Raw genomic sequence first — 25,416 nt, 5'->3', positions numbered from 1 at the left:
TCAGGCGCTGGACCGACCATGCCACGCCACCCGCGGGGGCGGGAAGGAGTCGGAGGTATGTATTTCGGTTAGAAATACCGAGCCCGGCGTGCGCGATCCGGTCACGAGGCACCGCCTGCCCCCCGGGCCGCTTCCCGCTCAGCGGGAACCCCTCCTTCTGCGCCGCACCGTCGGCGTCCTACGGTCCTGTCATCCCGCCGACCGGACCTCACGGCGAGCCGCGCCCGTGCCGGGGGGCGGCCCGGTCCGGCGCGACACGCACACCGGCCGCGGACACGCCGCCGACGACCCGGAGCGGGCTGGACAGGGCCGGCCGGATCGCCCTCGGCCTCGAGACAGAGGACACGATGCTGTGACGTACGACTACGACTCCACCTCCCGCACGGTCAAGGCGGGCGGTCTCACACTCCACTACCACGAGGCGGGACCCGAGGGCGCTTCCGCGGAGGCCCCCGTGGTGATCATGCTGCACGGCGGCGGGCCCGGCGCCTCCGCCTGGTCCAACTTCGGACGCAACCTCGCCCCCTTCGCGCGGGCCGGTCTGCGCACCCTCCTCGTCGACCAGCCCTGCTTCGGCAAGAGCGACAAACCCGAGCCGGACACGGACTACTTCACCTACAGCGCGAACGCCGTCGCCGCCCTCATGGACGAACTCGGCATCGCGCAGGCCGGGTTCGTCGGCAACTCCCTCGGCGGCGGCACCGCCACCAGGCTGGCACTCGACCACCCGGCCAAGGCCGGCAGGCTGCTGCTGATGGGCCCCGGCGGGATCTCCGTCAACATCTTCGCGCCCGACCCCACCGAGGGCATCAAGCACCTCTTCGCGTTCAACTCCGCCCCACAGCCCACCCGCGAGCAGATGCGGACCTTCCTCACCACCCTGGCGTACGACTCCTCCGTCGTCACCGACGACTTCCTCCAGGAGCGCTACGCCCAGGCCACCGACCCCGAGGCGCGGCTCGGCGCGGCCCGCATGGGCGCCGCGTTCGCCAACCCCGCCTGGGCGGAACGCACCATGCTGTGGCGCGAGGCCCACCGCCTCACCCAGCCCGTGCTCCTCACCTGGGGGCGCGAGGACCGGGTGAACCCGGTCGACGGCGCGTTCGTCGCCCTCAAGACGATCCCGAACGCCCGGCTGCACGTCTTCCCGCACTGCGGCCACTGGGCCCAGACCGAGAAGTTCGACGAGTTCAACCGGCTCGCCATCGACTTCTTCACCCACTGAAGGGCCACGCGCATGGAACGGCTGATGCTGCGCGAGTCCGGGGAACGCTGCCCGGAAGAGCGCGAACACATCGACATGGACCACTTCCGCGATGTCCTGGGCCGGTTCGCCTCCGGTGTCACGGTCGTCGCCGCCGCCGACGAGGACGGCACACCGGCGGGCCTCGCCTGCCAGTCCTTCGCGTCCCTCTCCCTCGACCCGCCCCTGGTCCTGGTCTGCGTCGGGCGGACGTCGTCGAGCTGGCCCAAGGTGGAGGCGGCGGGCCGCTTCGGCATCTCGGTCCTCGCCGAGGACCAGCAGGCCGTCTGCGCGGCGCTCGGCCGCAGAGGAGGCGACAAGTTCGCCGGAGTGAGCTGGTCGCTGTCCCGCAACGGCGCCGTGCGCATCGACGGGGCGCTCGCCCACATCGACTGCGCCGTCCGCGAGGTCGTGGAGGCCGGCGACCACTACGTCGTCATCGCCCGCGTCCTGGAACTTGCGGCCCGCGAGGACGGCAACCCGCTCCTGTACTTCCGCAGCGACTTCGCCAGGGGCGTCTTCCGCTGACGACGGCCACGGCCGGACCGCGACGCGTCCGGGCCCCGGGGACTCCCCGGGGCCCGGACGCGTCGCGCGCTCGGGGCGCGCAAGCCCACCGCGCGGTCGCTGACCGTACACTGCGGGCGTGACGCAGAACAGCGCGAGCGGCGGCGCACCGGCGAAGGACGCGGCCCGGCCGCCACTGCCCGCGACGAGCTGGGCGGTGCTCGGACTGCTCTCCTTCGGCGAGGAGCTGTCCGGGTACGACCTGAAGAAGTGGGCCGACTGGTCGCTGCGCTTCTTCTACTGGAGCCCCTCCTTCAGCCAGATCTACGGCGAACTGAAGCGGCTCGACAAAGAGGGTTACGTGACCTCGCGTACGGTCGCCCAGGAGACGGGCCGGCGCGGCAAGCGCGTCTACCGGATCACCGACGAGGGCATGGACGCCGTCCGCACCTGGGCGCGGCAGTCCCCCGTGGAGCCGCCGGTGCTCAAGCACGGCGTCGTGCTGCGGCTCTGGCTCGGCCACCTGACGCGCCCCGAGCAGATGCGCGAGGTGCTCGGACGGCACCGTGAGTACGCGGAGACGATGCGCCGGCAGGCCGAGGCCGACGCCGAGGGCGCCGGCACGGAAGAGGCATGGGCGTATCCGCAGCTCGCCCTGAAGTGGGCGGAACGCTACTACGCCGCGGAACGGGACCTGGCCGACGCGATGCTGTCCGACGTGGAGGAGCTGGAGCGCAGACGGTCCTAGCGCCCGGCCCCTCCGGGAGCCCGTGGGAGCCCGTCCCACGCACTCCCGAAGGGGCCGGGCGCCCGGGCGAGGTCAGGCCGCCGTCAGCCCCAGTTCCTCGGCGAGCCGTCCCCGGTGCCACGCGGGTGACCCGAAGAGCTGGGCCGAGCCGTGCGCGCGTTTGAAGTAGCGGTGCGCGTCGTGCTCCCACGTGATGCCGATGCCGCCGTGCAGTTGGATCGTCTCGCCCGCCACCGTCGAAAAAGCCTCCGAGCACGCCGACTTGGCGACGGCCGCGCGGCGGCTCAGATCCGGTGACCCGTCGTCGGCCCCGCACGCCGCGCCGTACGCGGCCGACCGTGCCGTCTCCACGAGCACGTACGCGTCCGCGAGCCGGTGCTTGACCGCCTGGAACGATCCGACCGGCCGGCCGAACTGCACCCGCTCCCCGGCATGGGCGACCGTGAGCTCCAGGCAGCGTTCGGCGGCGCCGGTCTGCTCGGCCGCGAGCGCCGCGCAGGCCAGGTCCAGGACGTGCCCGAGGACCCGGTCGCCGTCTGCCTCGGCGCCGATGAGCCGCCCCTCGGCCCGGTCGAGCACGATGCGCGCCTGTGCCCGGGTCCCGTCCATCGTCACCGACGGCTCGCGGCGCACGCCCGCGCCGTCGACGGGCACCTCGAACAGGCAGAGCCCGGCCCCGGTCCGGGCCGCCACGAGCAGCAGCCCGGCCCCGGCGCCGTCCAGCACGAACTCCTTGGTCCCGGTCAGCCGCCAGCCGCCGTCCGGTCCGGGGACGGCCTCGGCACGGATCGCCGCCGCGTCCCAGGACCCCCGCTCCGCCCACGCCAGGGCCCCCACCGTTTCCCCCGCGGCGAGCCGCGGCAGCAGGCGCGCGCACGCCCCGCTGTCGCCGGAGACCAGCAGGGCCTGCACGGACAGCACCGCGGAACCCAGGTAGGGCACGGGACTCAGCGCCCGGCCCAGCTCCTCCATGACGACGTGGACCTCACGGGCCCCGCAGCCCGCGCCGCCGTACTCCTCGGGGACGGCGAGCGAGGCCACGCCGATCTGCTCGGTCAACGGCCCCCAGGCCGCCGCACCCTCGTGCTTGGCGAGCAACGCCCGTACGGCGGACCTCAGTTCCCCGTGTTCCTCCGTGAACCTCACCTGTCCGCTCCCTTCCGTACCGCTTCGTCCGGCGCGCCGTGACGCACGCGCCGGGATCCGGGCGCCGCGCCGGGCCCCGGGTCGTCCGTGAGATCCCGGCCGCGGGTCTCGGCCGTCCGCCAGATGGCGAGCGCCGTCACCAGCCCGCACGAGACCGCCAGCACCACGAGGGGCGTGCTGGAGACGTCGCTCCCCGCGGAGACCAGGCTGCCCGCGATCATGGGGGTGAACCCGCCGCCCACCAGGGCGGCGAGCTGGTACCCGAGGGAGGCGCCCGTGTAGCGGACCCGGGTGCCGAACAGCTCGGACAGCAGCGGCCCCAGCGGCGCGTACATCGCGGACTGCACCACCTGTCCGACGACCATGCCGAGGATCAGCAGGGACGTGGATCCCGTGTCGACCAGCGCGTAGACGGGGAACGCGAGGACGACGACGCCCACGGCACCGCCGAGCACGACCGCCCGGCGCCCGAGGCGGTCGGAGAGCGCGGAGAAGAACGGGATCCCGACCAGCCCCGCGACGGAGGTGAACAGGAGCCCGGTCATCACGTCGGAGGTCGCGTACCCGATGGACGTGGCGTAGGTGAGCATGAAGGTGCTGATCAGCGCGGTCAGGGCGAACGGACCGATGCCGACGGCGCAGGCGCGGACCAGCGTCCGGGGATCGCGCAGCACCCGCACCAGCGGCATGCGGGGCGCCGCCTCCGCGTTCCGTTCCTGCGCCGCCTGCCGGAACAGCGGGCTCTCCGTGACGCTGATGCGCACGTACAGGCCGACGGCGAGCAGCAGCGCGCTCAACAGGAACGGCAGGCGCCAGCCCCAGGAGAGGAACTGGTCCTGCGGGAGCCAGGTGGTCGCGGTGATGGCGAGCGTGGACAGCAGGAAGCCGAGCGGCGACCCCATCTGCATCACACCGCTCCACAGTCCGCGCCGCCGGGCGTCGGCGTGCTCGACGACCATCAGGGTGGCGCCGGCCCACTCGCCGCCGATGGCGATGCCCTGGACGACGCGGCACAGGACGAGGAGGACGGGCGCCGCGATGCCGATCGTCCCGTAGGTGGGGAGCACGCCGATCAGGAAGCTCGCCCCGCCCATCAGGACCATCGTGAGGACGAGCATGGACTTGCGGCCGAGCCGGTCGCCGAAGTGCCCGAAGAGGGCGCCGCCGACGGGCCGCGCGACATAGCCGGCGGCCAGCGTGCCGAACGAGGCGATCATGCCGGCGGTCTCGTGGGACTCGGGGAAGAACAGCCGGCCGAACGCCAGCGCGGCCATCGTGCCGTAGAGCAGGAAGTCGTAGTACTCGATGACCGTGCCGAGCAGGCTGGACAGAGCCACCTTGCGCAGCAGAGCGGGGTCGGGGACAGGGCCCTCGGCTCTCGGCGGTGGCGGTGCAGCGGACATGACTGACTCCAGAGGGGTGCGGGGACGCGATCAGACGGCGAGGACGCGCGCGCGGCAGGCGGCCGGGGTGCCCCACGCGGAGCGCAGCGCGCGGGCCTTGCGGATCCACAGGGAGAGGTCGAGCTCCTCGGTGTAGCCGAGGGCGCCGTGGATCTGGAGGGCGCTGCGCGCGGCGGTGTGGGCCGCCTCGCACGCGGCGACCTTGGCCGCCGCGATCTCGCGCCCGCAGGCCGGGTCGTCGCGGGCCACGGCCAGGGCCGCGGCGTGGATCAGGGGCTGGGCGAACTCGAGGGCGATCAGGGTGTCGGCCAGCCGGTGCTTGACCGCCTGGAACGACCCGATCGCCACCCCGAACTGCGTGCGCTGCCGGGCGTAGGAGACGGTCTCCGCGAGGAGGGTGCGGCCCACTCCGAGGGCCTGCGCGGCCGTCATCAGCGCCGCGGCGTCGGCGGCGTACGCGGCCGCGGCAGCGACCTCCGGGCCGCGCGCCAGCACGGTCCCGCCGAGCGGCCGGGCCAGCCGGCGCGCCGGATCGGCGGACGGCTGGACGGGGCCGGCGCCGTCGGCCAGGTGCACGGTGTCGTCGTCCACGACGAGGACCGCGTCGGCCATGTCGGCGTCCAGGGCGTACGGACTGTCCTCGCTGAGCACGCAGAGGGAGGCGACGGTCCTGCCGGACGCGATGCCCGGCAGCCAGGCGGAGGCCGCCGCGTCGTCGCCGAGGCGGTCGAGGAAGACCGCGGCGGCCACCGTCTCCGTCAGCGGACCCGGCACCGCGTGGCGGCCCAGTTCCGTGAAGGCGACGGCGAGTTCGACGGGCAGCGGCCCGAGACCGTCGTGCCGCTGCGGCACCGCGAGCGCGAAGACGCCGGCCTCCGCCAGTCGCGTCCACAGGGCGCGGCCGGGCGCGGTGTCCCCGGCTGCCCAGGCCCGTACGACGGCGGCGGTTCCGGCCGCGGAGAGCATGTCGTCCAGGGAGCGGGCGAACGCCCGTTGCTCGTCGTCGAGGAGGAAACGCATCAGCGCCGTCCCTTCGGCAGGCCGAGCAGCCGCTCGGCGATGATGTCGCGCTGGATCTCGTTGGTGCCGGCGTAGACGGGCCCGGCCAGGGAGAAGGTGTAGCCCTCGGCCCAGCTCCCGTGCGCGGGCGCGTCCCCGGCCGTGTCCGACAGCTCGCCGTAGGGCCCGAGCAGGTCCAGGGCGGTCTCGTGGAGGGCGATGTCCAGCTCGGACCAGAACACCTTGTTGAGGCTGGAGGCGGCGCCGGACCCGCCGCCCTCCGCCGCCGTCCGCGAGGCCGCGGCCCAGCCGGACAGCCGGTAGGCGCGGGCGCCGATGACCGCGTCGGCGACCCGGTCGCGCAGGGCGGTGTCGCCGGGGTCCGCCGACGCACGCCACAGCGCCACCAGACGGTCGGCCGCCGCGGTGAACCGTCCGGGGCTGCGCAGGGACAGCCCGCGCTCGTTGCCCGCGGTGCTCATCGCCACCCGCCAGCCCTGCCCGGGCTCGCCGATTACGTCGTGGTCCGGGACGAAGACGCGGTCGAGGAAGAGTTCCGCGAAGGCCGGCTTGCCGTCGATGCGGGCGATCGGGCGCACCGTCACCCCCTCGGCGTCCAGCGGGAACATGAGGTAGGTCAGTCCGCGGTGCGGCCGGTCGGCGCCGGGGTCGCTGCGGAAGAGGCCGAACGCGCGGTCCGCGAAGGCGGCCCGGGACGACCAGGTCTTCTGCCCGCTCACCAGCCATCCGCCGTCCGTGCGTTCGGCCGTGGAGCGCAGGCTCGCCAGGTCGGACCCGGACTCCGGCTCCGACCACGCCTGCGCCCAGACGACCTCGCCGCTCGCCATCGGCGGCAGGATCCGGGCCAGTTGCTCGGCCGTGCCGTGCTCCATCAGGGTCGGTGCGAGGAGGCTGATGCCGTTCTGCGCGACCCGCGCGGGCGCACCACAGGCGTAGTACTCCTCCTCGAAGAGCAGCCACTCGACGAGGGAGGCTCCCCGTCCCCCGTACTGTTCGGGCCAGGAGACCACCGACCAACGGTCGGCGAACAGCGTGCGCTCCCAGGCGCGGTGGGCGGCGAAACCCTCGGCGGTCTCCAGCGACGGCAGGGGCACCGCCGGGACATGGTCGGCCAGCCAGGCGCGGGCCTTCGCGCGGAACGCCTCTTCCCGCGGGGTGTGGTCGAGGTCCATCAGGACGACGCCTCCTTCATCGCGCGGACGTCCATGCCGCCGAGCGAGTCCCGCGCGGTCTCGGCGTTGTGCGCGTGTGCCAGGTGGTGCAGCCCGAAGACCGAGTCCATGCCCGCGTGCAGGCCCTGGAGGTCCTCGGCCTGGTTGACGGCCCGTTTGGTCAGCGCCAGCCCGAGCCGGGGCATCGCCGCGATCCGGTCCGCCAACCGCAGGGTGTGGCCGGTGAGTTCGTCGCGGGGCACGACCTGGTTGACCATGCCGACCTCGTAGGCGCGGCGGGCGCTCATCCGGTCGCCGGTGTAGAGGAACTCCTTGGCGATGCGCGGCGGCATCACCCACGGGTGGGCGAAGTACTCCACGCCCGGTATGCCCATGCGCACCACCGGGTCGGCGAAGAACGCGTCCTCGGAGGCCACGATCAGGTCGCACACCCAGGCGAGCATCAGCCCGCCGGCGACGCACGCGCCCTGCACGGAGGCGATCAGCGGCTTGGGCAGTTCGCGCCAGCGGCGGCACATGCCGAGGTACACCTCGGACTCGCGGGCGTAACGGCTCTCCGCGCCCTCCTTGTCCGAGTGGTCCCACCACAGGCCGGCCTTGCGGTCGAACGGCAGGTGGGCGTCCCGCTCGGGGGTGCCGATGTCGTGGCCGGCCGAGAAGTGCTCGCCCGCCCCGGCCAGGACGACGACCTTGACCTCGTCGTCGTCGGCCGCGCGGTACAGGGCCCGGTCCAGGGCGTAGGTCATCGCGGAGTTCTGGGCGTTGCGGTACCGGGGCCGGTCCAGGGTGACCACGGCGACGGCGCCCCGGCGCTCGTAGCGGACGGGTTCGGTGGATTCAGTGCGGGCAGGGGACATCCGCCCCTCCTTCCCTAACAAGTGTTTGGTAGGTTAACGTACGGGCCACCGGCCGTCGAGAAGCCGAACCGTCCTTCGCCAAGAGTCACCCGGAGCCGCCCATGACCAGCGTCGAGGAGTTCCGTACCGAGGTCCGCACCTGGCTGCGGGCCAACCTCACAGGGGAGTTCGGCCGCCTGCGCGGTCGCGGCGGGCCGGGCCGTGAGCACGAGGCCTTCGACGAACGCCTCGCGTGGGAGCGGCACATGGCCGCCGCGGGCTGGACCTGCGTCGGCTGGCCCGAGGAGTACGGAGGCCGCGGCGCCGGCCTCGAACAGCAGGTCGCCTTCCACGAGGAGTACGCCCTCGCCGACGCCCCCGCGCGGGTCGGCCACATCGGGGAGCAACTGCTCGGCCCCACCCTGATCGCCTTCGGGACACCCGAGCAGCGCGCCCGCTTCCTTCCCCCGATCGTCGCGGTCGAGGAACTGTGGTGCCAGGGCTACAGCGAGCCGGACGCCGGGTCGGACCTGGCCAACGTCCGCACCCGGGCCCGGCTCGACGGAGACGCGTGGGTGGTCACCGGACAGAAGACCTGGACGTCACTCGCGCACGAGTCCCAGTGGTGCTTCGTCGTCGCCCGCACCGAACCCGGCTCCACCCGGCACCAGGGCCTGTCCTACCTCCTGGTGCCGCTGGACCAGCCCGGCGTGGACGTGCGGCCCATCACCCAGCTCACCGGCACCTGCGAGTTCAACGAGGTGTTCTTCGACGAGGCCCGCACTCCGGCGGCGAACATCGTCGGAGCGCCGGGCGACGGCTGGCGGACCGCCATGGCCACGCTCGGTTTCGAGCGCGGTGTGTCCACCCTGGGGCAGCAGGTCGGCTTCCGCCGCGAGCTGGAGGCCGTCATCGCACGGGCCAGGAGCAACGGCGCCGCGCGGGACCCGCTGATCCGCGACCGGATCGCCCGGGCCTGGACCGGCCTGGAGATCATCCGGTGCAACGCCCTGCGGATGCTCGACGGCGTCGCCGCCGGAGCGCCCGGACCCGAGGCGTCCATCGGCAAGATCTTCTGGGCCACCTGGCACCGGGAACTGGGCGAACTCGCCATGGACGTCTGCGGCGCCGACGGCATGCTGGCCGCCGGCGAGCCATACGACCTCGACGACTTCCAGCGCCTGTTCCTGTTCTCCCGCGCCGACACCATCTACGCCGGATCCAACGAGATCCAGCGCAACATCATCGCCGAGCGCGTGCTCGGCCTGCCCAAGGAGGCTCGCCCATGACCCCGGCGCCCCCGTACGTGCCCGGCCACCGGCTGCTCGCCGGCCGTACCGCCGTCGTCACCGCCGCGGCGGGCGCGGGGATCGGCGGCGCGACGGCCAGACGTCTCCTGGAAGAGGGCGCCGACGTCGTCGTCTCCGACGCCCACGCACGCCGCCTCAAGGAGACGGAGGCGGAACTGTCCGCCGCCTTCGGAGCCGGCCGCGTGACCTCACTGCCCTGCGACGTCACCGACGAGGACCAGGTCGCGGCGCTCTTCGACCTCGCCGAGGAACGGCACGGACGGCTCGACGTCGTGGTCAACAACGCCGGGCTCGGCGGCACCTGCGACCTGGTCGACATGCCCGACGAACAGTGGGACAAAGTCCTCGACGTCACCCTCAACGGCACCTTCCGCTGCACCCGCGCCGCCCTGCGCCGCATGAAGGCGGCGGGCGCCGGGGGCGTCGTCGTCAACAACGCCTCGGTGATCGGCTGGCGGGCGCAGAAGGGGCAGTCGCACTACGCCGCCGCCAAGGCCGGCGTGATGGCCCTCACCCGCTGCGCCGCACTGGAGGCCGCCGAGTACGGCGTGCGCGTCAACGCCGTGTCGCCCAGCCTCGCCATGCACCCCCACCTGGTGAAGGTCACCACCCCCGAGCTGCTGGAGGAGCTGACCTCCCGCGAGGCCTTCGGGCGCTACGCGGAGCCGTGGGAGGTGGCCAACGTGATCGTCTTCCTGGCCAGCGACTACGCCTCGTACATGACCGGTGAGGTCCTCTCCGTCAGCAGCCAGCACCCATGAGGCGACAATGGCCGCGTGCCGAAAAGCAGCAGCAGAAAAGCCACGATGAGTCCGTCACCCGAGCGGCGTGAGGAGATCCTCGCCACCGCGGCCGAGGTGTTCGCCGCCCAGGGATACAACGCCACCACCGTCCGCAAGATCGCGGACGCCGCGGGCATGCTCGCGGGCAGCCTCTACTACCACTTCGACTCCAAGGAGTCGATGCTCGACGAGATTCTCTCCACGTTCCTCGAGGACCTGTGGGGCCGGTACGACGCCGTGCTCGCCTCCGACCTCGGCCCGAGAGAGACGATCGAGGCCCTCGTCACCGAGTCCTTCCGGGAGATCGACCGGCACCGCGCCGCGGTGGCCATCTACCAGAAGGAAGCCAGGCATCTCCAGACCCAGCCCCGTTTCGGCTACCTCGCCGACTCGCAGCAGAGGTTCGAGAAGGCGTGGCTCGGCACCCTCGAACGAGGAGTGAAGGCCGAGGTCTTCCGCGCCGACCTCGACGTCCGGCTCACCTACCGGTTCGTGCGCGACACCGTGTGGGTCGCCGCCTCCTGGTACCGGCCGGACGGACAGCACAGCCCCGAGGAGATCGCCCGCCAGTACCTGTCCATGGTGCTGGAGGGGATCGCCCTGCGCACCTGATCCCGTACACAGAGAAGAGGAACGGCCATGGCCGAGGCATACATCGTCGAAGCGGTCCGCACCCCCGTCGGCAAGCGGAACGGTGGCCTGTCCGCCGCCCATCCGGCCGACCTCGGCGCCCATGTGCTCACGGCGCTGATGGAACGCTCGGGTGTCGACCCGGCCGCCGTCGAGGACGTGGTCTTCGGCTGTCTGGACACCGTGGGCCCGCAGGCCGGCGACATCGCCCGCACCTGCTGGCTGGCCGCGGGGCTGCCGGAGGAGGTGCCCGGCGTGACCGTCGACCGCCAGTGCGGCTCCTCCCAGCAGGCCGTGCACTTCGCCGCCCAGGCGGTCATGTCCGGCACCAGCGACCTGGTGGTCGCGGGCGGTACCCAGAACATGTCGCAGGTGCCGATCGCCTTCGCCAGCCGCCGGGCCGCCGAGCCGCTCGGACTGACCGAGGGCCCCTATGCCGGCTCCCACGGCTGGCGCGCCCGCTACGGCGACCGGCCGGTCAACCAGTTCCACGGCGCCGAACTCATCGCCCGGGACTGGGACATCTCCCGCCGCGACATGGAGGAGTTCGCGCTGCGCTCCCACCTGCGGGCGGTCCGGGCCACCGAGGAAGGGCGCTTCGACCGCGAGATCGTCCCGTACGGGGACGTCGCCCGGGACGAGGGCCCGCGCCCCGACACCACCCTGGAGAAGATGGCCGGCCTCAAGCCGCTGGTCGAGGGCGGCCGGCTGACCGCCGCCGTCTCCTCGCAGGTGTCCGACGGCGCCTCCGCGATGCTGCTCGCCGGCGAGCGCGCCGTCCGGGAGCACGGACTGACCCCGCGCGCCCGCGTCCACCACCTGTCGGTGCGCGGCGAGGACCCGATCCGCATGCTGTCCGCGCCGATCCCCGCCACGGCGTACGCCCTGAAGAAGGCCGGGATGACGCTCGACGACATCGACCTGGTCGAGATCAACGAGGCCTTCGCGTCCGTGGTGCTGGCCTGGCTGAAGGAGACCGGGGCCGACCCGGAGAAGGTCAACGTCAACGGCGGCGCCATCGCCCTGGGCCACCCGCTCGGCGCCACCGGCACCAAGCTGATGACGACCCTGCTGCACGAACTGGAGCGCACCGGCGGCCGCTACGGCCTCCAGACGATGTGCGAGGGCGGCGGCCAGGCCAACGTCACCATCATCGAGCGGCTCTGACCCGAGGGGGTCCCCTCCCGCGCCGGCACCCCGGCCGCGGGAGGAGAGCCCGCCGTCGCCGGTCCCGCGGCCGTACGACGAAGGCCCGTCCGCCCTCGGGGCGGACGGGCCTTCGTCGTGGTCCCTCGCTCACCTCAGCAGCCGGGCGCGCAGCCTGGCCAGGACCGGTGTGTCCAGGCCGAGGCCCTCGGTGAGATAGCCCTCGAAGCCGCCGTAGTCGCGCGCGGCCTGGTCCAGAGCGGCGTCCAGGTACTCCCCGCGGACCTCCTGGAGCGGGACGAGCAGTTCCGGGTCCTCCATCAGCCCGGCCCTCCTCAGCCCCTCGCGGGTCGCGCGGTCCGCCTCGGCGCGGTAGGCGTTGGACAGCAGGTAGTCCCGTTCGGCCGCCCCGGCCGGGACCCCGAGGGCGCGCAGCAGCACGTAGCTCATCCAGCCGGTGCGGTCCTTGCCCGACGTGCAGTGGAACAGCAGCGGCGACTGCCCGCGCTCCGCGAGGTCCCGCAGGGTCGCCGCCAACTGACGGCGGGTGTCCGGGTCGGTGACGAAGCTGCGGTAGATCTCCCGCATCAACCGCTCCGCCTTCCCGCCCGCGAGCACCCTCTCCTGCTCGGCCGGGTCCGCGGAGCCGATCACCGCCATGACCGTCCCGTACAGGCCCCGGTCGTTCACCGGCCGGGAGACCGCGGTGAGGCCGGCCGGGAGGCGGTCGGCGCCGTCCCCCCGGACCTCCAGCGGGACACGGAAATCCACCACCGTACGCAGGTGCAGCGCCGCCAGTGCCGAGACGTCCGCGTCGGTCAGCTTCCCGAGGGCGTCGGCGCGGAAGACCTGCCCGGGGCGCACCTCGCGCCCCTTCGCGGTGCGGTGGCCGCCGAGGTCGCGGACGTTGACGGCGCCCTGAAGGACGACGCGGCGGACGGTGGTGGCGCCGGCGCCGGCGTCCGGCGGGGCCGCGGCGGCGGGCGGTGCCGCCGTGGCGCCGGCCCCGGACCAGGCGGGCAGGCAGCCGAGGGCGACGGCGGTGACGACGGCTCCGGTCACCCGGCGGACGTGAGCAACTCGCATGGGATCATCTCCAGGCAGAGAGCGGGCGGTGTCTCATTCGGGGTGGGGCAGGTCGTGCAGGACGGCCCGGGCCTCGGCCATCACGGACTCCACGAGCTCGGCGCAGGACGGCAGGTCGTCGATCAGCCCCGCGACCTGCCCGGCCGCCATCACCCCGAGGTCGGTGCGCCCCTCGACCATCGACGCCTTCAGCAGCATCGGCGTGTTGGCGGCCAGCAGCACCTGGCTCCAGGACAGTTCCTTGCCGTGCTTCATCGCCCGGCCGTCGCGCAGCATCTGCGCCCAGCTCATGCCGCTCTCGCGCCGGAACGCCGCGGCGTGGCGCAGCGCCCGCAGCAGCGAGGCGGCGCGGCCCGAGCGTTCCAGCGCGTCGACCAGGTCGGTGCGCAGCATCCGGTGGGGCAGCCCGTCCACCTTGGTGGTGACGGTGACGTCCTGCACGGTCGCCGCCAGGTACCTGGCCTTGACCGCGTCGGGGACGGTGCTGTCGGAGGTCAGCAGGAACCGGGTGCCCATGGCGATCCCGGCGGCGCCGAAGGCCAGCGCCGCCACGAGCCCGCGCCCGTCCCGGAAACCGCCGGCCGCGATCACGGGGATGTCGACGGCGTCGACGACCTGGGGGAGCAGCACGGTGGTGGCGACGGACCCGGTGTGCCCGCCGCCCTCCCCGCCCTGCACCACCACCGCGTCGGCGCCCCACGCGGCGACCTTCTCCGCGTGCCGCCGGGCGCCGATGGACGGCACGACGACGACACCGGCGTCCTTGAGCCGCGCGATCAGCTCGCGGGAGGGGGCGAGCGCGAAGGAGGCGACCTTGACGCCCTCGTCGATGATGACGCGGACCCGCTCGGCCGCGTCCCCCGCGTCCGCCCGCAGATTGACCCCGAAGGGCGCGTCCGTACGGGACTTGACCTCCCGCACCGCCGCGCGCAGCCGGTCGACGGGCATGGTGGCGGAGGCCAGGATGCCCAGCGCCCCCGCGTTGGCGGCGGCCGACACCAGGCGCGGGCCGGCGACCCAGCCCATGCCCGTCTGCACGAGGGGGTGCCGGACCCCGGCCAGTTCGGTGAGCGGGGTCCGGAACGTCGCGTCGCTCATGCGGACGGCACCTCGCGCTCGCGCAGTCCGGCGGGGTCGACGACCTCCCGGATCAGCCGCAGCTCCTCGGCGGTGGGCTCGCGCGTACGGGCGACCTCGTCGGGCACGGCCAGCGCGAAGCCCGTGGCCTCGACCACCTCGTCCACCGTGACGCCGGGATGCAGCGAGCGTACGCGCATCGTCCGGTCCGGCGTCTCGAAGTCGAACACGCCGAGGTCGGTGACGACGTCCGGGATGCGGTGGAAGCGCGTGGCGGACGGGCCGGCCGCGGCGGCACGGTCGTAGCCGACTCCGCAGACCATGTCGACGCGCTCCACGAAGACCCGCCGCGAGTGCCGGGGGATCCAGTAACTCGTGGGGTTGTTGAGGGTGTTGACGGGAGCGCCGCGCACGCCCAGCAGCTGCCGCGCGGGCCGGTCCCAGTCGCCGATGCAGGAGATGTTCTGGTTGCCGTGCCGGTCGAGCTGGCTCGCGCCCATCATCACGTGGCGCCGGCCGGTGGCGACCATCGCGAGGTGCTGCCGGTAGGGCAGCCAGCCCTCGACCACCCGCGCCTTCTCACCCACCGCCCCGACGTCGCCGGCGAGCAGCGCCTCCCCGTCCGTCATCAGCAGGTCGGGGGAGAAGGTGAGCCTCGCCAGCCCGGCACCGATCGCCGGGATGGTGCCCATCGGGCTGGCCAGCACCTCACCCGCGCCCCGCCAGACCTCGGAACACGCCACCACGCAGTACTCGGCCCGCGTCGCCGTCGTCGTGCCGCCGCTCATGCTTCCTCCTCGTGGAACGCCGCCACCGCGGCCTGGTACGCGTCCTCGTCACCGGACAGGAACCGCTCGCCGAAGGCCGCCCAGGCCTCGGGATCCCGCGCCGCCTCGACGTAGGCCCGCTGGAAGGCCTCGTCGCGGTCGTGGTCGGGGACGCAGGAGGTGAAGTGGGCGCCGTTCGGCGCCTCGACGACACCGTTGACGAACGCCCGCTTGACCAGCAGGGACTGCGGACCGGCCTCCTTGAGCAGGTCCGCGGTGTCCACGACGCGTTCGCAGGAGACGTACGCCGCGTCGGCGGCCTCGCAGAACAGGTCGTCGAAGTACGGGTCGGGGCCCAGGCACTGGGCGTTGCCCCGGGCGTCGGCCCGGTTGAGATGGACGAGCGCGGCGTCCAGCCGCAGCGCCGGGACGGCGACCAGCTCCTCACCGTCCTCGTAGGGGGAGACGACCGTGCGCAGCGACGGGTTGACCCGCATCACGTCCGAGGCGAGACCGGCCCGGACCGGCAGGAACGGCAGTCGCTGAGCGGCGGCCGTCAGCCCCCACATGACCATCGCCTCGTCCAGCTCCACCATCTCGAAGGCGGCGCGCTGCCGGGCGGCCGTGAAGTGCGGTTCGAGGGGGACGGAGTCGAGGGTGGCGAACGCGGCCACGAGCTTGCGTATCCGCCCTGCCGCGGCGAGCAGCCCGACGTCCGGGCCGCCGAAGGAGACGACGGTCAGGTCGGTGACGTCCGAGCGGAGCAGCGCGCGCACCAGCGCCATCGGCTTGCGCCGGGAGCCCCAGCCGCCGATGCCGATCGTCATGCCGCTCTCGAGACGGCCGACGACCTCCTCGGCGGTCATCGTCTTGTCGCTCACTGCCGCTCCTCCTTGGACGAAACGTTGGACGAAACGAAGGCGTCGCGGTGCTTGTCGGCGACGCCGGCGAGATTGGCCTCGAAGGTGAAGCCCTGCTCGAAGCGGTAACTGCGGCGGACGTCCACCGGGTCGATCCCGTTGATCGCGGCCTTGGCGAGCCGGATCAGACGGCCGTCCTTGGCGGCGATCTCCCGGGCCAGTTCCAGCGCGGCCTCGTGCAGCAGTTCGCGCGGGACCACCCGCCACACCGAGCCGTGCCGGTGCAGTTCCGCGGCGGTGACGGTGCGCGAGGTGTAGTACAGGGTCCGCATCAGGTGCTGCGGGACCAGCCGGGCGAGGTGGGTCGCCGCGCCGAGCGCGCCCCGGTCCAGCTCGGGCAGCCCGAACGTGGCGTCGTCGGAGGCGACGATCGCGTCGGCGTTGCCGACCAGGCCGATGCCGCCGCCGAGACAGAAACCCTGCACGGCGGCGACCACCGGGACCTCGCACTCGTAGACCGCGGCGAACGCCTCGTAGCAGCCGCGGTTGGCCCCGATCAGGGCGTCGTACCCCGCCGTGCGCTGCATTTCCTTGATGTCGACGCCGGCGTTGAACCCGCGGCCCGCGGCCGTGAGCACCACGCAGTTCACCGCCGGGTCGGCCCCGGCCGCGCGCACCGCGGCGGCCAGGTCGTACCAGCCCTGTACGGGCAGCGCGTTGACCGGAGGGACGTCCACGGTGACGACGGCGATGCCCTCGCCGGGGGCTGAGGTGGAGACACCCATGAGCAGATCAGCTACCTTTCCACCAAACGTTTGTTAGGGAAAGGTAGCAGCGGATCCGCCGCTGCGGGAGGTGTCACGTGGCAGCGATCACCGATCTGTCCGGCTCCGTCGCCGTCGTCACCGGCGGAACCCGGGGTGTCGGCGCGGGTGTCGCCCGCGCCCTGCTGGAAGCCGGCGCGCAGGTCGTGACCTGCGCCCGCAGGGCCCCGGACCGGCCCGTCGAGGCAGCGGGCCGCACGGCCCGCTTCCTCCCCGTCGACCTCCGCGACCCGGAGGCGACCGGCCGGTTCTTCGCCCGGGTGGAGAGCGACTACGGGCGGCTCGACACCCTGGTCAACAACGCCGGCGGCGCCCCGTTCCGGATGCTCGGCGACGGAGCGGCCCACCAGCACGCCCGGGTCGTCGAGTTGAACCTGCTCGCACCGCTCAACGCGTCGCTCGCCGCGTACGAGGTGATGCGCCGACGGAGCGGGGGAGGGTCCATGGTGATGATCGGCAGCGTCAGCGGGTCCCGTCCCTCACCGGGGACCGCGGCGTACGGAGCCGCCAAGGCGGGCCTGGAGCACCTCGCCCGTTCCATGGCCGTCGAGTGGGCGCCCCGCATCCGGGTCAACACCCTCGTGCTCGGCATGGTCCGCACCGAACTGTCCCACCTGCACTACGGGGACGAGGACGGCATCGCCGCCGTCGCCCGCACCGTGCCGCTGGGCCGGCTCGCCGAGCCCGCCGACGTCGGCGACGCGTGCGTCTTCCTCGCCTCCCCCCGCGCCGCGTACATCAGCGGCGCGGCCCTGCACGTCCACGGCGGAGGGGAACGCCCCGCCTTCCTCGACGCCGCCACCGTCAACTGACCGTCCCCGTCCCGCCGCCGTCCGCGTTCGCCACTCCCGCGCGGACGGCGGCGGAACACCCCACCTCGTGAAAGGCAGGACCATCATGACCAGCGGAATCTGCGCCGGGCGCGTCGTCGTCGTCACCGGAGCCGGCCGCGGACTCGGCCGCGCCCACGCCCTCGCCTACGCCGCCGAGGGCGCGAGCGTCGTCGTCAACGACCTCGGCGTCGGCCTCGACGGCACCGGAGGGACCGAGGACCCCGCCCAGCGGGTCGCCGACGAGATCCGCGCGCTCGGCGGGCAGGCCGTCGCCCACCACGGCGACATCACCACCACCGACGGCGCCGCCTCGCTCGTCACCACCGCGCTGGACTCCTTCGGCCGCCTCGACACCCTGGTCAACAACGCCGGGTTCCTGCGCGACCGCATGCTCGTCAACCTCGACGAGGACGACTGGGACGCCGTCATGAGCGTCCACCTCAAGGGCCACTTCCTGCCGATGCGGCACGCCCTCGCGCACTGGCGGGCCGAGGCGAAGGCGGGCCGCATCCCGCGAGCCCGCGTCGTCAACACCGCCTCCGGCGCCGGCCTGCTGGGCAGCGTCGGCCAGGGCAACTACGCCGCGGCGAAGGCCGGCATCGTGGCGCTGACGCTGGTCGCCGCCGCCGAGACGGCCCGCTACGGCGTCCAGGTCAACGCCATCGCCCCGGCCGCCCGCACCCGGATGACCGAAACCGCCTTCGCCAAGGCCATGGCCGCCCCCGAGGACGGCGGGTTCGACGCCATGGCCCCGGAGAACGTCTCCCCGATCGTCGTCTGGCTGGGCTCGGACGCCTGCGCCGGAGTCACCGGCCGGGTCTTCGAGGCCGAGGCCGGCCGGATCACCGTCATGGAGGGCTGGCGGCCCGGCCCCACCGCGGACAAGGGCGCCCGCTGGACCCCGGCCGAGGCGGGCCGGACCGCCCTCGCACTGCTGGCCGAGGCCGAGCCCCCGCAGCCGGTGTACGGCGCGCGGTGACAGCGGCGGACCACGGCCCGCACACCGGACACGGCGACCCCACCCCGGCAGGGCGTGCGTCGACGCCGCCCGGCCGCCCGGTCCCGCCTTTCCCGGTCAGCGGGAACTCGCGCTCCCCGCCGGGGGAGCGCCCCGCTTAGCCTCCCCGAACAGCCCACCGCACCGCGAAGGACCCCCATGCTCACGGACCCCCAGAGGCAGCACGCGGCGCAGATCCTGCGTGACGCGGAGCTCCGCCGCTCGCCGGTCGACCCGCTCACCGGGACCTTCCCGGAGATCGGCACCGACGACGCCTACGAGATCCAGCTCGTCAACATCCGGCACCGGGTCGCCGCCGGGGCCGAGGTCCGCGGCCACAAGGTCGGGCTGTCGTCCCCCGTCATGCAGCGCATGATGGGCGTGGACGAACCCGACTACGGCCACCTGCTCGACGACATGGAGCTGAGCCAGGACCGTCCCGTCCCCGTCTCCCGCTACTGCTCCCCGCGCGTCGAGGTGGAGGTCGGCTTCGTCCTCGGCGCCGACCTGCCCGGCGAGGGGTGCACGACGGCGGACGTGCTCGCCGCCACGGAACGCGTCGTCCCCGCCCTGGAGCTGATCGACAGCCGGATCCGCGACTGGCGGATCTCGATCGCCGACACCATCGCGGACAACGCCTCCTCCGCCGGATTCGTCATCGGGGAGGGAAAGGACCCTCGCGAGCTGGACCTGAAGGCGATCGAAGCGCGGCTGACCAGCGGCGGTGAGCTGCTGGCCGAGGGGCGCGGCGACGCCGTGCTCGGCGACCCGGCCGTCTCCGTCGCCTGGCTCGCCCGCACCGTCGCCCGCTTCGGCGTGTCCCTGAAGAAGGGGCACCTGGTACTGCCCGGCTCCTGCACCCGGGCCGTCGACGTGGCGGCGGGAGCGACCTTCACCGCCGACTTCACCGGGCTGGGCCCGGTGTCCCTCTCGTTCACCTGAGGTGATGCACAGACATGCCGCCCACCAAGACCAAGGCGACCGCAGCGATCGTCGGATCCGGCAACATCGGCACCGACCTGCTGTACAAGCTGCTCCGCTCCGAACTCGTCGAACCCCGCTGGATGATCGGCGTCGACCCCGGCAGCGAGGGCCTGGCCCGCGCCCGCCGGGCCGGCCTGGAGACCAGTCACGAGGGCGTCGACCGGCTGCTGGCGCAGGACGAACTCCCCGACCTCGTCTTCGAGGCGACCTCCGCCTACGTCCACCGCGCCAACGCCCCCCGCTACGCCGAACTCGGCATCAGGGCGATCGACCTCACCCCGGCCGCGGTCGGCCCCGCCGTCGTCCCGCCCGCCAACCTGCGCGAGCACCTCGACAAACCCAACGTCAACATGATCACCTGCGGCGGGCAGGCCACCATCCCCATGGTCCACGCCGTCTCCCGCGTCGTGCCCGTGTCCTACGCCGAGATCGTCGCGTCCGTGGCCTCCGTCTCCGCCGGGCCCGGAACCCGCGCCAACATCGACGAGTTCACCCGCACCACCTCACGCGGCATCGAGACCATCGGCGGCGCCGAACGCGGCAAGGCGATCATCATCCTCAACCCCGCCGACCCCCCGGTCATCATGCGCGACACCGTCTTCTGCGCCATCCCCGAGGACGCCGACCGCGACGCCGTCACCCAGTCCGTCAAGGAGGTGGCCGAACAGGTCGCCACGTACGTACCCGGCTACCGGCTGCGCGCCGAGCCCCAGTTCGACGATCCGCGCCCCGAGAACGGCGGCATGGCGCGCGTCGCGGTCTTCCTGGAGGTCGAGGGCGCCGGCGACTACCTGCCGCCGTACGCCGGGAACCTGGACATCATGACCGCCGCCGCCACCAAGGTCGGCGAGGAGTTCGCGAAGGGAATCATCGCGTGAGGACCTACTCCGACACCCTCGACATCCGCGTCACCGACTCCTCGCTGCGCGACGGCTCGCACGCCAAACGGCACCAGTTCACCGGCGAGGACGTACGGTCCGTCGTCGCGGCCCTCGACGACGCCGGCGTCCCGGTGATCGAGGTGACCCACGGCGACGGACTCGGCGGCTCGTCCTTCAACTACGGCTTCTCGAAGACCCCCGAGCAGGACCTCATCCGCATCGCCGTGGACACCGCCCGGCAGGCGAGGATCGCCTTCCTGATGCTCCCGGGACTCGGCGTCAAGGACGACATCCTCGCCGCCCGCGACAACGGCGCGAGCATCTGCCGCGTCGCCACCCACTGCACCGAGGCCGACATCGCCGTCCAGCACTTCGGACTCGCCCGGGACAGGGGCCTGGAGACCGTCGGCTTCCTGATGATGGCCCACGCGACCACCCCGGAGAACCTGGCGAAGCAGGGCCGCGTCATGGCCGACGCCGGGTGCCAGTGCGTCTACGTCGTCGACTCGGCCGGCGCCATGGTCATGGACGACGTCACCGCCCGCGTCGAGGCCCTCGTCGCCGAACTCGGCGACGACGCCCAGGTCGGTTTCCACGGACACGAGAACCTCGCCCTCGGCACCGGCAACTCCGTCGCCGCCGTCAAGGCAGGCGCCCTGCAGATCGACGGCTCCACCCGCAGGCTCGGCGCCGGCGCGGGCAACACCGCCGTCGAAGCGCTCGTCGCCGTCTGCGCCAAGATGGGCATCCGCACCGGCATCGACGTACTGAAGATCATCGACGCGGCCGAGGACGTGGTCCGCCCGGTCATGGACGAAGAGTGCCGGCTCGACCGGCTCGCCCTGCTCATGGGCCACGCCGGCGTCTACTCCAGCTTCCTCAAGCACGCCTACCGGCAGGCCGAACGCTACGGCGTCTCGGGCGCCGAGATCCTCCTGCGCGCGGGCGAGCGGCGCCTCGTCGGCGGCCAGGAGGACCAGCTCATCGACATCGCCGTGGAACTCGCCGCGAAGAAGTGACGCGGACCGACCGGCACGACCGACCGACACAGCCGTAGCACCCCCAAGACATCGGAGGGACGAGATGACTGCGCTCAATGAAGAGGTCCGGGTCATCGAGGCGGGCACGCCGCCGACCCGCTTCGCCCGGGGCTGGCACTGCCTGGGCCTCGCCGACAGCTTCAAGGACGGAAAGCCGCACGAGATCGACGCGTTCGGCACCAAGCTGGTGGTCTTCCAGGGCGAGGAGGACGGGCAGTTGCACGTCCTGAACGCCTACTGCCCGCACATGGGCGGCAACCTCGCCCAGGGCAGCGTCAAGGGCGACGCCGTCGCCTGCCCCTTCCACGACTGGCGCTGGGCGGGCAACGGCCGGTGCGTCGGCATCCCCTACGCCCGCCGGGTCCCGCCCCGCGCCAAGACCCGCGCCTGGCTCACCCTGGAGCGCAACAAGCAGCTCTTCGTCTGGAACGACCCGGAGGGCAACCCCCCGCCGCCCGAGGTCACCATCCCCGAGATCGCCGGCGTCCACGGCCCCGAGGCGGACCAGTGGAGCGACTGGACCTGGCACACCCTGCTCGTCGAGAACTCCAACTGCCGCGAGATCATCGACAACGTCGTGGACATGGCGCACTTCTTCTACGTCCACTACGCCTTCCCCGAGTACTTCAAGAACGTCTTCGACGGGCACATCGCCACCCAGTACATGGAGAGCAGCCCACGCGGCGACATCGAGACGGGCCCAGCGGCGGCAGGGCGCCTGCGCTCCGACGCCTCCTACTACGGCCCCTCCTACATGATCGACTACCTCTACAGCGACGTCGGCGGCGGCACCGAGATGGAGATCGTCCTGATCAACTGCCACTACCCGGTCACGGAGAACAGCTTCGTGCTCCAGTACGGGGCGATGGTCAAACGGCTCCCCGGGATGACCGACGAGCAGGCGGTCGAGGCTGCGCGCATGACCGCCGGCGGCTTCGACGACGTCTTCGAGCAGGACATCGTGATCTGGCAGAACAAGACCCGCATCGACAACCCGCTGCTGACCGAGGAGGACGGCCCGGTCTACCAACTGCGCCGCTGGTACGACCAGTTCTACGTCGACGTCGCCGACGTCAAGGACGAGATGACACGCCGCTTCGAGTTCGAGGTCGACACCGAGCGGGCCAACAAGTCCTGGCGGGCCGAGGTCGCCGAGAACCTCGCCCGCCGCGCGGCGGAGCACACGACGGGAACCGGAGACTGACATGCAGCCGGTGGAGTGCGCGACCTGCGGCAACCAGGTCCTGTGCGAGAAGTTCAGCCTGGCCCACACCTCGGTGCAGTGGACCACCGACGCGGCCGTGGCCTGCGCGGAGTTCCGGGGGCAGGTGACCGGCGGCGGGACCACCGCCCGGATCCGGACCTGCCGGCCGCTGCGCGACAGCATCGACCGCGCGGTCGAGGACGGCACCCTGGAGGTCCTCGATGTCTGACTCCGTGCCCGGGCCGGCGCCCGGGGCGCGCACGCACCGGCTGCGCGTCGTCGACGTGGTCGCCGAGACGGCCGACGCGCACACCCTGGTGCTCCAGGCACCCGAGGACGGCGCCGACCGGTTCGCCTACCGCCCCGGCCAGTTCCTGACCCTGAAGCTGCCCGGCGCGGACGGCCGGTCCGCGGCCCGCTGCTACTCCCTCGCCAGCTCACCGCACACCGGCGAACCGCTGAAGGTCACCGTCAAGCGGGTGGCCGGCGGATACGGCTCCAACTGGGTGTGCGACCGGGTGGCCGCCGGACACGAACTGGAGGTGCTGCCGCCGGCCGGCACCTTCACCCCGTCCGACCTCGACGCGGACCTGCTGCTCGTCGCCGGGGGCAGCGGCATCACCCCGGTCCTGTCCATCGCCAAGTCGGCGCTCGCGGCGGGGCGGGGCGGGGTGACGCTCCTGTACGCCAACCGGGACGAGGGCTCGGTCATCTTCCGCGACGAGCTGCGGCGGCTGACCGAGGCCCACCCGGACCGGCTGCTGGTGATCCACTGGCTGGAGTCGCTCCAGGGCCTGCCCGTCGCGGACCGGCTGGCGGGCGCGCTCGCGCCGTACGCCGGCCGTGAGACGTTCGTGTGCGGTCCGGGACCGATGATGGACGCCGCCGAACAGGCCCTGCGCACCCTCGGTGTGCCCGGCGAGCGGATCCACCGCGAGCGGTTCTTCTCGCTGAGCGGCGACGTGTTCGACGTACCGGCGTCCGCGGCCGGGGAGGAGTCCGCGTCCGCCGGGCCGGGCACCACGGCGGACGTCGAACTCGACGGCGAGACGCACACCGTCGCCTGGCCGCAGGGCACCGTCCTGCTCGACGTGCTCCTCGCCGCCGGGGTGGACGCCCCGTACTCGTGCCGCGAGGGCGCGTGCAGCGCCTGCACCTGCCGGGTCGTGACGGGCGAGGTCAAGATGCTCCGCAACGAGATCCTCGACGACCAGGACCTCGCCGAGGGCTACGTCCTGGCCTGCCAGTCCGTGCCGCTCACCGACCGGGTCGGGATCACGTACACCTGAGCGCGGGAGCGGACGCGATCCCGCCGTGACGGGAGCGGCGCCGCCGGCTCCCACCGTGGCGGTCGTGGAACCCCACCGGGCCTCCGCCGCGACAGGCACCGCGGACCCTTTCCGGCGCGCGGGCAACCCACGGCTCCCGCCCGGGTCCGCCTGCCACCGCGAAGACGTGGGCCGCGCGGAGACAGCCACAGCGAACCCTGCCGCGGCGGGCGAACCCGCAGCCCCGCCGGGTCGTCCCACCGCGAAGACGCGGGCCGCGCGGCGAGGCCACCGCGATGCCGGCGCACCGTGCCGGGCACAGCCGTACCCACCCCCACGCCACCACCAGCGTCCCCGAAGGAGCCCGCCATGCCCCGCACCTACCTCGTCACCGGCGCCGCCTCCGGCATAGGAGAGGCCACCGCGGCCCTCCTGCGTGCGCGGGGGCACACCGTCATCGGCGCCGACCTCGCCTCCGGCGACATCCGCGCCGACCTGTCCACCGCCGAGGGCCGGGACGAACTCGCCGCCCGCGCCCGAGAACTGACCGGCGGCCGCCTCGACGGCGTCGTCGCCTGCGCCGGCGTCGCACAGCCCGACCCGCTCACCGTCAAGGTCAACCACTTCGGCGCCGTCGCCACCCTCGACGGCCTGCGCCCCCTGCTGGCCGCCGGCACGGACCCCCGGGCCCTCGTCATCGGCTCCATCGACTCCGTCCACCCGACCGACCCCGCGATCGTGGACGCCGCGCTCGCCGACGACGAGGAGAGGGCGGTGGCGGCCTCCCGGGCGGCCGTGGACCGGGGGGAGGGCCAACTCGTCTACTCCTCCTCCAAGGCCGCCGTCTCCCGCTGGGTGCGCCGCCATGCCGTGACCCCGCGGTGGGCCGGCGCCGGCATCCCGCTCAACGTCGTCGCCCCCGGCGTCGTCCTCACCCCGATGACCCGGCCCCTGCTGGACGACCCCGACATGCTGAAGCTCGTCGAGCAGAGCGTGCCGATGCCCCTGCACGGCCACGCCCGCCCCGAACGGATCACCCCCCTGATCGCCTGGCTCACCTCACCCGACAACACCCACGTGACCGGACAGGTCGTCTTCGCCGACGGCGGTGCCGACGCGGTCCTGCGCGGCGACGGCACCTGGTGACCACCCCCGAGGAGACGTCCATGACCCCGCACAGCATCGAGCGTTCCACCGTGCTCCCGGCCGCCCCGGACGAGGTGTGGGCGGCCGTCGGCGACTTCGGAGGCCTCGCCGACTGGCACCCGCACCTGCCCCCGTCCACCGTCGAGGACGGCGCCGACCCCGAACTCCCCGGCGCCGTACGTGTCTTCACGGTCGACGGCGAGATCGTCGCCCGCGAACGCCTGCTGGACCGCGACGCCGACGCCCGCTGGTACCGCTACACCCTCCTCGACCCGCTGGTCCTCCCCTTCGGCGACTACGTGGCGACCCTCGCCGTACGCCCCCACGCCGACGGCGCCGAGGTCCACTGGTCCGCGGTCTACCACGGCCCCGACGAGCTGGTGCCCCGGGTCGAGTCGCTCATCGGCGACGGCACCTACGCCACCGGACTCCAAGCCCTGCGCACCCGCTTCGCCCGGGCCCGGGACTGACCACCGCGCTACGGCCCCACACGCAACCCACCACCA

Annotated in this window: 27 protein-coding genes; 17 read left to right on the top strand and 10 right to left on the bottom strand. The window is 73.2% G+C overall.

Features of this window, described 5'->3' with window-relative positions; translation table 11 throughout:
• The first annotated feature begins 352 nt into the window (after nucleotides 1-352).
• The 3 genes from hsaD to ACH499_RS06740 all read left to right on the top strand — a co-directional run bounded on the left by hsaD (nucleotide 353) and on the right by ACH499_RS06740 (nucleotide 2,498).
• A complete protein-coding gene (gene hsaD / locus ACH499_RS06750; RefSeq protein WP_399014142.1) occupies nucleotides 353-1,225 on the top strand; it encodes a 4,5:9,10-diseco-3-hydroxy-5,9,17-trioxoandrosta-1(10),2-diene-4-oate hydrolase in 873 nt (290 codons plus the stop codon).
• A 12-nt stretch (nucleotides 1,226-1,237) separates the two neighbouring features.
• Nucleotides 1,238-1,771, top strand: a complete 534-nt coding sequence (locus ACH499_RS06745; protein ID WP_399014141.1) for a flavin reductase family protein — start codon at nucleotides 1,238-1,240, stop codon at nucleotides 1,769-1,771.
• Nucleotides 1,772-1,889: 118 nt separating this feature from the next.
• On the top strand, nucleotides 1,890-2,498 hold the full coding sequence (locus tag ACH499_RS06740; RefSeq protein WP_392830086.1) for a PadR family transcriptional regulator: 609 nt from the start codon (nucleotides 1,890-1,892) through the stop codon (nucleotides 2,496-2,498).
• Between the two features lie 72 nt (nucleotides 2,499-2,570).
• Here the strand turns inward: ACH499_RS06740 and ACH499_RS06735 are convergent, their stop codons facing one another.
• The 5 genes from ACH499_RS06735 to ACH499_RS06715 are packed head-to-tail and all read right to left on the bottom strand — an operon-like array spanning nucleotide 2,571 to nucleotide 8,096.
• Entirely contained in the window at nucleotides 2,571-3,644 is a 1,074-nt protein-coding gene (locus tag ACH499_RS06735) for an acyl-CoA dehydrogenase family protein (protein WP_399014139.1), read from the bottom strand.
• Nucleotides 3,641-5,047, bottom strand: a complete 1,407-nt coding sequence (locus ACH499_RS06730; protein ID WP_399014138.1) for an MFS transporter — start codon at nucleotides 5,045-5,047, stop codon at nucleotides 3,641-3,643. The genes ACH499_RS06735 and ACH499_RS06730 overlap by 4 nt, the downstream gene beginning before the upstream one ends.
• A gap of 30 nt (nucleotides 5,048-5,077) precedes the next feature.
• Nucleotides 5,078-6,067: an acyl-CoA dehydrogenase family protein gene (locus tag ACH499_RS06725; RefSeq protein ID WP_356206563.1), complete on the bottom strand. Its 990-nt coding sequence runs from the start codon at nucleotides 6,065-6,067 to the stop codon at nucleotides 5,078-5,080.
• Nucleotides 6,067-7,239, bottom strand: a complete 1,173-nt coding sequence (locus tag ACH499_RS06720; RefSeq protein ID WP_399014137.1) for an acyl-CoA dehydrogenase family protein — start codon at nucleotides 7,237-7,239, stop codon at nucleotides 6,067-6,069. Before ACH499_RS06720 ends, ACH499_RS06725 begins: the two co-directional genes overlap by 1 nt.
• The gene (locus tag ACH499_RS06715) at nucleotides 7,239-8,096 is read right to left on the bottom strand and encodes an enoyl-CoA hydratase (RefSeq protein WP_356206568.1); all 858 of its coding nucleotides are present in this window, start codon (nucleotides 8,094-8,096) and stop codon (nucleotides 7,239-7,241) included. The genes ACH499_RS06720 and ACH499_RS06715 overlap by 1 nt, the downstream gene beginning before the upstream one ends.
• A gap of 101 nt (nucleotides 8,097-8,197) precedes the next feature.
• Between ACH499_RS06715 and ACH499_RS06710 the strand changes: the two genes are divergently transcribed.
• Genes ACH499_RS06710 through ACH499_RS06695 form a run of 4 tightly spaced genes read left to right on the top strand, consistent with a single transcriptional unit; the run spans nucleotide 8,198 to nucleotide 11,964 of the window.
• On the top strand, nucleotides 8,198-9,364 hold the full coding sequence (locus ACH499_RS06710; protein WP_356206570.1) for an acyl-CoA dehydrogenase family protein: 1,167 nt from the start codon (nucleotides 8,198-8,200) through the stop codon (nucleotides 9,362-9,364).
• Complete coding sequence (locus tag ACH499_RS06705) at nucleotides 9,361-10,146, top strand: SDR family oxidoreductase (protein ID WP_356206572.1); 786 nt, start codon at nucleotides 9,361-9,363, stop codon at nucleotides 10,144-10,146. Before ACH499_RS06710 ends, ACH499_RS06705 begins: the two co-directional genes overlap by 4 nt.
• A 45-nt stretch (nucleotides 10,147-10,191) precedes the next feature.
• The gene (locus ACH499_RS06700; protein ID WP_356206575.1) at nucleotides 10,192-10,779 is read left to right on the top strand and encodes a TetR/AcrR family transcriptional regulator; all 588 of its coding nucleotides are present in this window, start codon (nucleotides 10,192-10,194) and stop codon (nucleotides 10,777-10,779) included.
• Nucleotides 10,780-10,806: 27 nt separating this feature from the next.
• The gene (locus ACH499_RS06695; protein ID WP_356206577.1) at nucleotides 10,807-11,964 is read left to right on the top strand and encodes an acetyl-CoA C-acetyltransferase; all 1,158 of its coding nucleotides are present in this window, start codon (nucleotides 10,807-10,809) and stop codon (nucleotides 11,962-11,964) included.
• A 129-nt stretch (nucleotides 11,965-12,093) separates the two neighbouring features.
• Here ACH499_RS06695 and ACH499_RS06690 read toward each other — a convergent pair whose 3' ends face one another.
• From ACH499_RS06690 to ACH499_RS06670, 5 genes are read right to left on the bottom strand one after another with little or no spacing between them, the layout of a single operon-like run.
• Complete coding sequence (locus ACH499_RS06690) at nucleotides 12,094-13,029, bottom strand: tyrosine-protein phosphatase (RefSeq protein ID WP_399014136.1); 936 nt, start codon at nucleotides 13,027-13,029, stop codon at nucleotides 12,094-12,096.
• 33 nt (nucleotides 13,030-13,062) lie between these two features.
• The gene (locus ACH499_RS06685) at nucleotides 13,063-14,127 is read right to left on the bottom strand and encodes an NAD(P)H-dependent flavin oxidoreductase (protein WP_399014135.1); all 1,065 of its coding nucleotides are present in this window, start codon (nucleotides 14,125-14,127) and stop codon (nucleotides 13,063-13,065) included.
• Complete coding sequence (locus ACH499_RS06680) at nucleotides 14,124-14,894, bottom strand: CoA-transferase subunit beta (RefSeq protein ID WP_399014134.1); 771 nt, start codon at nucleotides 14,892-14,894, stop codon at nucleotides 14,124-14,126. The genes ACH499_RS06685 and ACH499_RS06680 overlap by 4 nt, the downstream gene beginning before the upstream one ends.
• Nucleotides 14,891-15,754: a CoA-transferase gene (locus ACH499_RS06675; protein ID WP_356206366.1), complete on the bottom strand. Its 864-nt coding sequence runs from the start codon at nucleotides 15,752-15,754 to the stop codon at nucleotides 14,891-14,893. Before ACH499_RS06675 ends, ACH499_RS06680 begins: the two co-directional genes overlap by 4 nt.
• Complete coding sequence (locus tag ACH499_RS06670) at nucleotides 15,751-16,518, bottom strand: enoyl-CoA hydratase family protein (protein ID WP_399014133.1); 768 nt, start codon at nucleotides 16,516-16,518, stop codon at nucleotides 15,751-15,753. Before ACH499_RS06670 ends, ACH499_RS06675 begins: the two co-directional genes overlap by 4 nt.
• 77 nt (nucleotides 16,519-16,595) lie before the next feature.
• On the opposite strand from ACH499_RS06670, the gene ACH499_RS06665 reads away from it, so the two are divergent.
• From ACH499_RS06665 to ACH499_RS06620, 10 genes are all read left to right on the top strand, one after another.
• A complete protein-coding gene (locus ACH499_RS06665; protein WP_399014132.1) occupies nucleotides 16,596-17,369 on the top strand; it encodes an SDR family oxidoreductase in 774 nt (257 codons plus the stop codon).
• Nucleotides 17,370-17,454: 85 nt separating this feature from the next.
• Nucleotides 17,455-18,369 (top strand): SDR family oxidoreductase, encoded by a 915-nt coding sequence (locus ACH499_RS06660; protein WP_399014131.1) that lies wholly within the window; start codon nucleotides 17,455-17,457, stop codon nucleotides 18,367-18,369.
• Between the two features lie 177 nt (nucleotides 18,370-18,546).
• A complete protein-coding gene (locus tag ACH499_RS06655; RefSeq protein ID WP_399014130.1) occupies nucleotides 18,547-19,329 on the top strand; it encodes a 2-keto-4-pentenoate hydratase in 783 nt (260 codons plus the stop codon).
• Between the two features lie 14 nt (nucleotides 19,330-19,343).
• Nucleotides 19,344-20,249: an acetaldehyde dehydrogenase (acetylating) gene (locus ACH499_RS06650; protein ID WP_399014129.1), complete on the top strand. Its 906-nt coding sequence runs from the start codon at nucleotides 19,344-19,346 to the stop codon at nucleotides 20,247-20,249.
• The gene (gene dmpG / locus ACH499_RS06645; protein ID WP_399014128.1) at nucleotides 20,246-21,271 is read left to right on the top strand and encodes a 4-hydroxy-2-oxovalerate aldolase; all 1,026 of its coding nucleotides are present in this window, start codon (nucleotides 20,246-20,248) and stop codon (nucleotides 21,269-21,271) included. The genes ACH499_RS06650 and dmpG overlap by 4 nt, the downstream gene beginning before the upstream one ends.
• A gap of 64 nt (nucleotides 21,272-21,335) precedes the next feature.
• Nucleotides 21,336-22,496, top strand: coding sequence for a Rieske 2Fe-2S domain-containing protein (locus ACH499_RS06640; RefSeq protein ID WP_356206382.1), 1,161 nt, complete (start codon nucleotides 21,336-21,338; stop codon nucleotides 22,494-22,496).
• A 1-nt stretch (nucleotide 22,497) separates the two neighbouring features.
• Nucleotides 22,498-22,725, top strand: coding sequence for a hypothetical protein (locus tag ACH499_RS06635; RefSeq protein ID WP_399014127.1), 228 nt, complete (start codon nucleotides 22,498-22,500; stop codon nucleotides 22,723-22,725).
• On the top strand, nucleotides 22,718-23,785 hold the full coding sequence (locus ACH499_RS06630) for a 2Fe-2S iron-sulfur cluster-binding protein (protein WP_399014126.1): 1,068 nt from the start codon (nucleotides 22,718-22,720) through the stop codon (nucleotides 23,783-23,785). The genes ACH499_RS06635 and ACH499_RS06630 overlap by 8 nt, the downstream gene beginning before the upstream one ends.
• Nucleotides 23,786-24,133: 348 nt before the next feature.
• Nucleotides 24,134-24,910, top strand: a complete 777-nt coding sequence (locus ACH499_RS06625) for an SDR family oxidoreductase (protein WP_399014125.1) — start codon at nucleotides 24,134-24,136, stop codon at nucleotides 24,908-24,910.
• A 20-nt stretch (nucleotides 24,911-24,930) separates the two neighbouring features.
• Nucleotides 24,931-25,380, top strand: coding sequence for an SRPBCC family protein (locus ACH499_RS06620; RefSeq protein WP_399014124.1), 450 nt, complete (start codon nucleotides 24,931-24,933; stop codon nucleotides 25,378-25,380).
• The last annotated feature ends 36 nt before the right edge of the window (nucleotides 25,381-25,416 follow it).

Source organism: Streptomyces sp. NPDC018947 (assembly GCF_044390505.1).
Lineage (GTDB): Bacteria > Actinomycetota > Actinomycetes > Streptomycetales > Streptomycetaceae > Streptomyces.
This window is presented reverse-complemented; position numbering and strand designations above follow the sequence as displayed.

Coding starts and splice junctions, on each gene's coding strand:
- ACH499_RS06745 (WP_399014141.1), top strand. CDS start 1,238: ATGGAACGGCTGATGCTGCGCGAGTCCGGGGAACGCTGCCCGGAAGAG.
- ACH499_RS06730 (WP_399014138.1), bottom strand. CDS start 5,047: ATGTCCGCTGCACCGCCACCGCCGAGAGCCGAGGGCCCTGTCCCCGAC.
- ACH499_RS06725 (WP_356206563.1), bottom strand. CDS start 6,067: ATGCGTTTCCTCCTCGACGACGAGCAACGGGCGTTCGCCCGCTCCCTG.
- ACH499_RS06720 (WP_399014137.1), bottom strand. CDS start 7,239: ATGGACCTCGACCACACCCCGCGGGAAGAGGCGTTCCGCGCGAAGGCC.
- ACH499_RS06715 (WP_356206568.1), bottom strand. CDS start 8,096: ATGTCCCCTGCCCGCACTGAATCCACCGAACCCGTCCGCTACGAGCGC.
- ACH499_RS06710 (WP_356206570.1), top strand. CDS start 8,198: ATGACCAGCGTCGAGGAGTTCCGTACCGAGGTCCGCACCTGGCTGCGG.
- ACH499_RS06705 (WP_356206572.1), top strand. CDS start 9,361: ATGACCCCGGCGCCCCCGTACGTGCCCGGCCACCGGCTGCTCGCCGGC.
- ACH499_RS06700 (WP_356206575.1), top strand. CDS start 10,192: ATGAGTCCGTCACCCGAGCGGCGTGAGGAGATCCTCGCCACCGCGGCC.
- ACH499_RS06695 (WP_356206577.1), top strand. CDS start 10,807: ATGGCCGAGGCATACATCGTCGAAGCGGTCCGCACCCCCGTCGGCAAG.
- ACH499_RS06690 (WP_399014136.1), bottom strand. CDS start 13,029: ATGCGAGTTGCTCACGTCCGCCGGGTGACCGGAGCCGTCGTCACCGCC.
- ACH499_RS06685 (WP_399014135.1), bottom strand. CDS start 14,127: ATGAGCGACGCGACGTTCCGGACCCCGCTCACCGAACTGGCCGGGGTC.
- ACH499_RS06680 (WP_399014134.1), bottom strand. CDS start 14,894: ATGAGCGGCGGCACGACGACGGCGACGCGGGCCGAGTACTGCGTGGTG.
- ACH499_RS06670 (WP_399014133.1), bottom strand. CDS start 16,518: ATGGGTGTCTCCACCTCAGCCCCCGGCGAGGGCATCGCCGTCGTCACC.
- ACH499_RS06660 (WP_399014131.1), top strand. CDS start 17,455: ATGACCAGCGGAATCTGCGCCGGGCGCGTCGTCGTCGTCACCGGAGCC.
- ACH499_RS06655 (WP_399014130.1), top strand. CDS start 18,547: ATGCTCACGGACCCCCAGAGGCAGCACGCGGCGCAGATCCTGCGTGAC.
- ACH499_RS06650 (WP_399014129.1), top strand. CDS start 19,344: ATGCCGCCCACCAAGACCAAGGCGACCGCAGCGATCGTCGGATCCGGC.
- ACH499_RS06640 (WP_356206382.1), top strand. CDS start 21,336: ATGACTGCGCTCAATGAAGAGGTCCGGGTCATCGAGGCGGGCACGCCG.
- ACH499_RS06635 (WP_399014127.1), top strand. CDS start 22,498: ATGCAGCCGGTGGAGTGCGCGACCTGCGGCAACCAGGTCCTGTGCGAG.
- ACH499_RS06630 (WP_399014126.1), top strand. CDS start 22,718: ATGTCTGACTCCGTGCCCGGGCCGGCGCCCGGGGCGCGCACGCACCGG.
- ACH499_RS06625 (WP_399014125.1), top strand. CDS start 24,134: ATGCCCCGCACCTACCTCGTCACCGGCGCCGCCTCCGGCATAGGAGAG.
- ACH499_RS06620 (WP_399014124.1), top strand. CDS start 24,931: ATGACCCCGCACAGCATCGAGCGTTCCACCGTGCTCCCGGCCGCCCCG.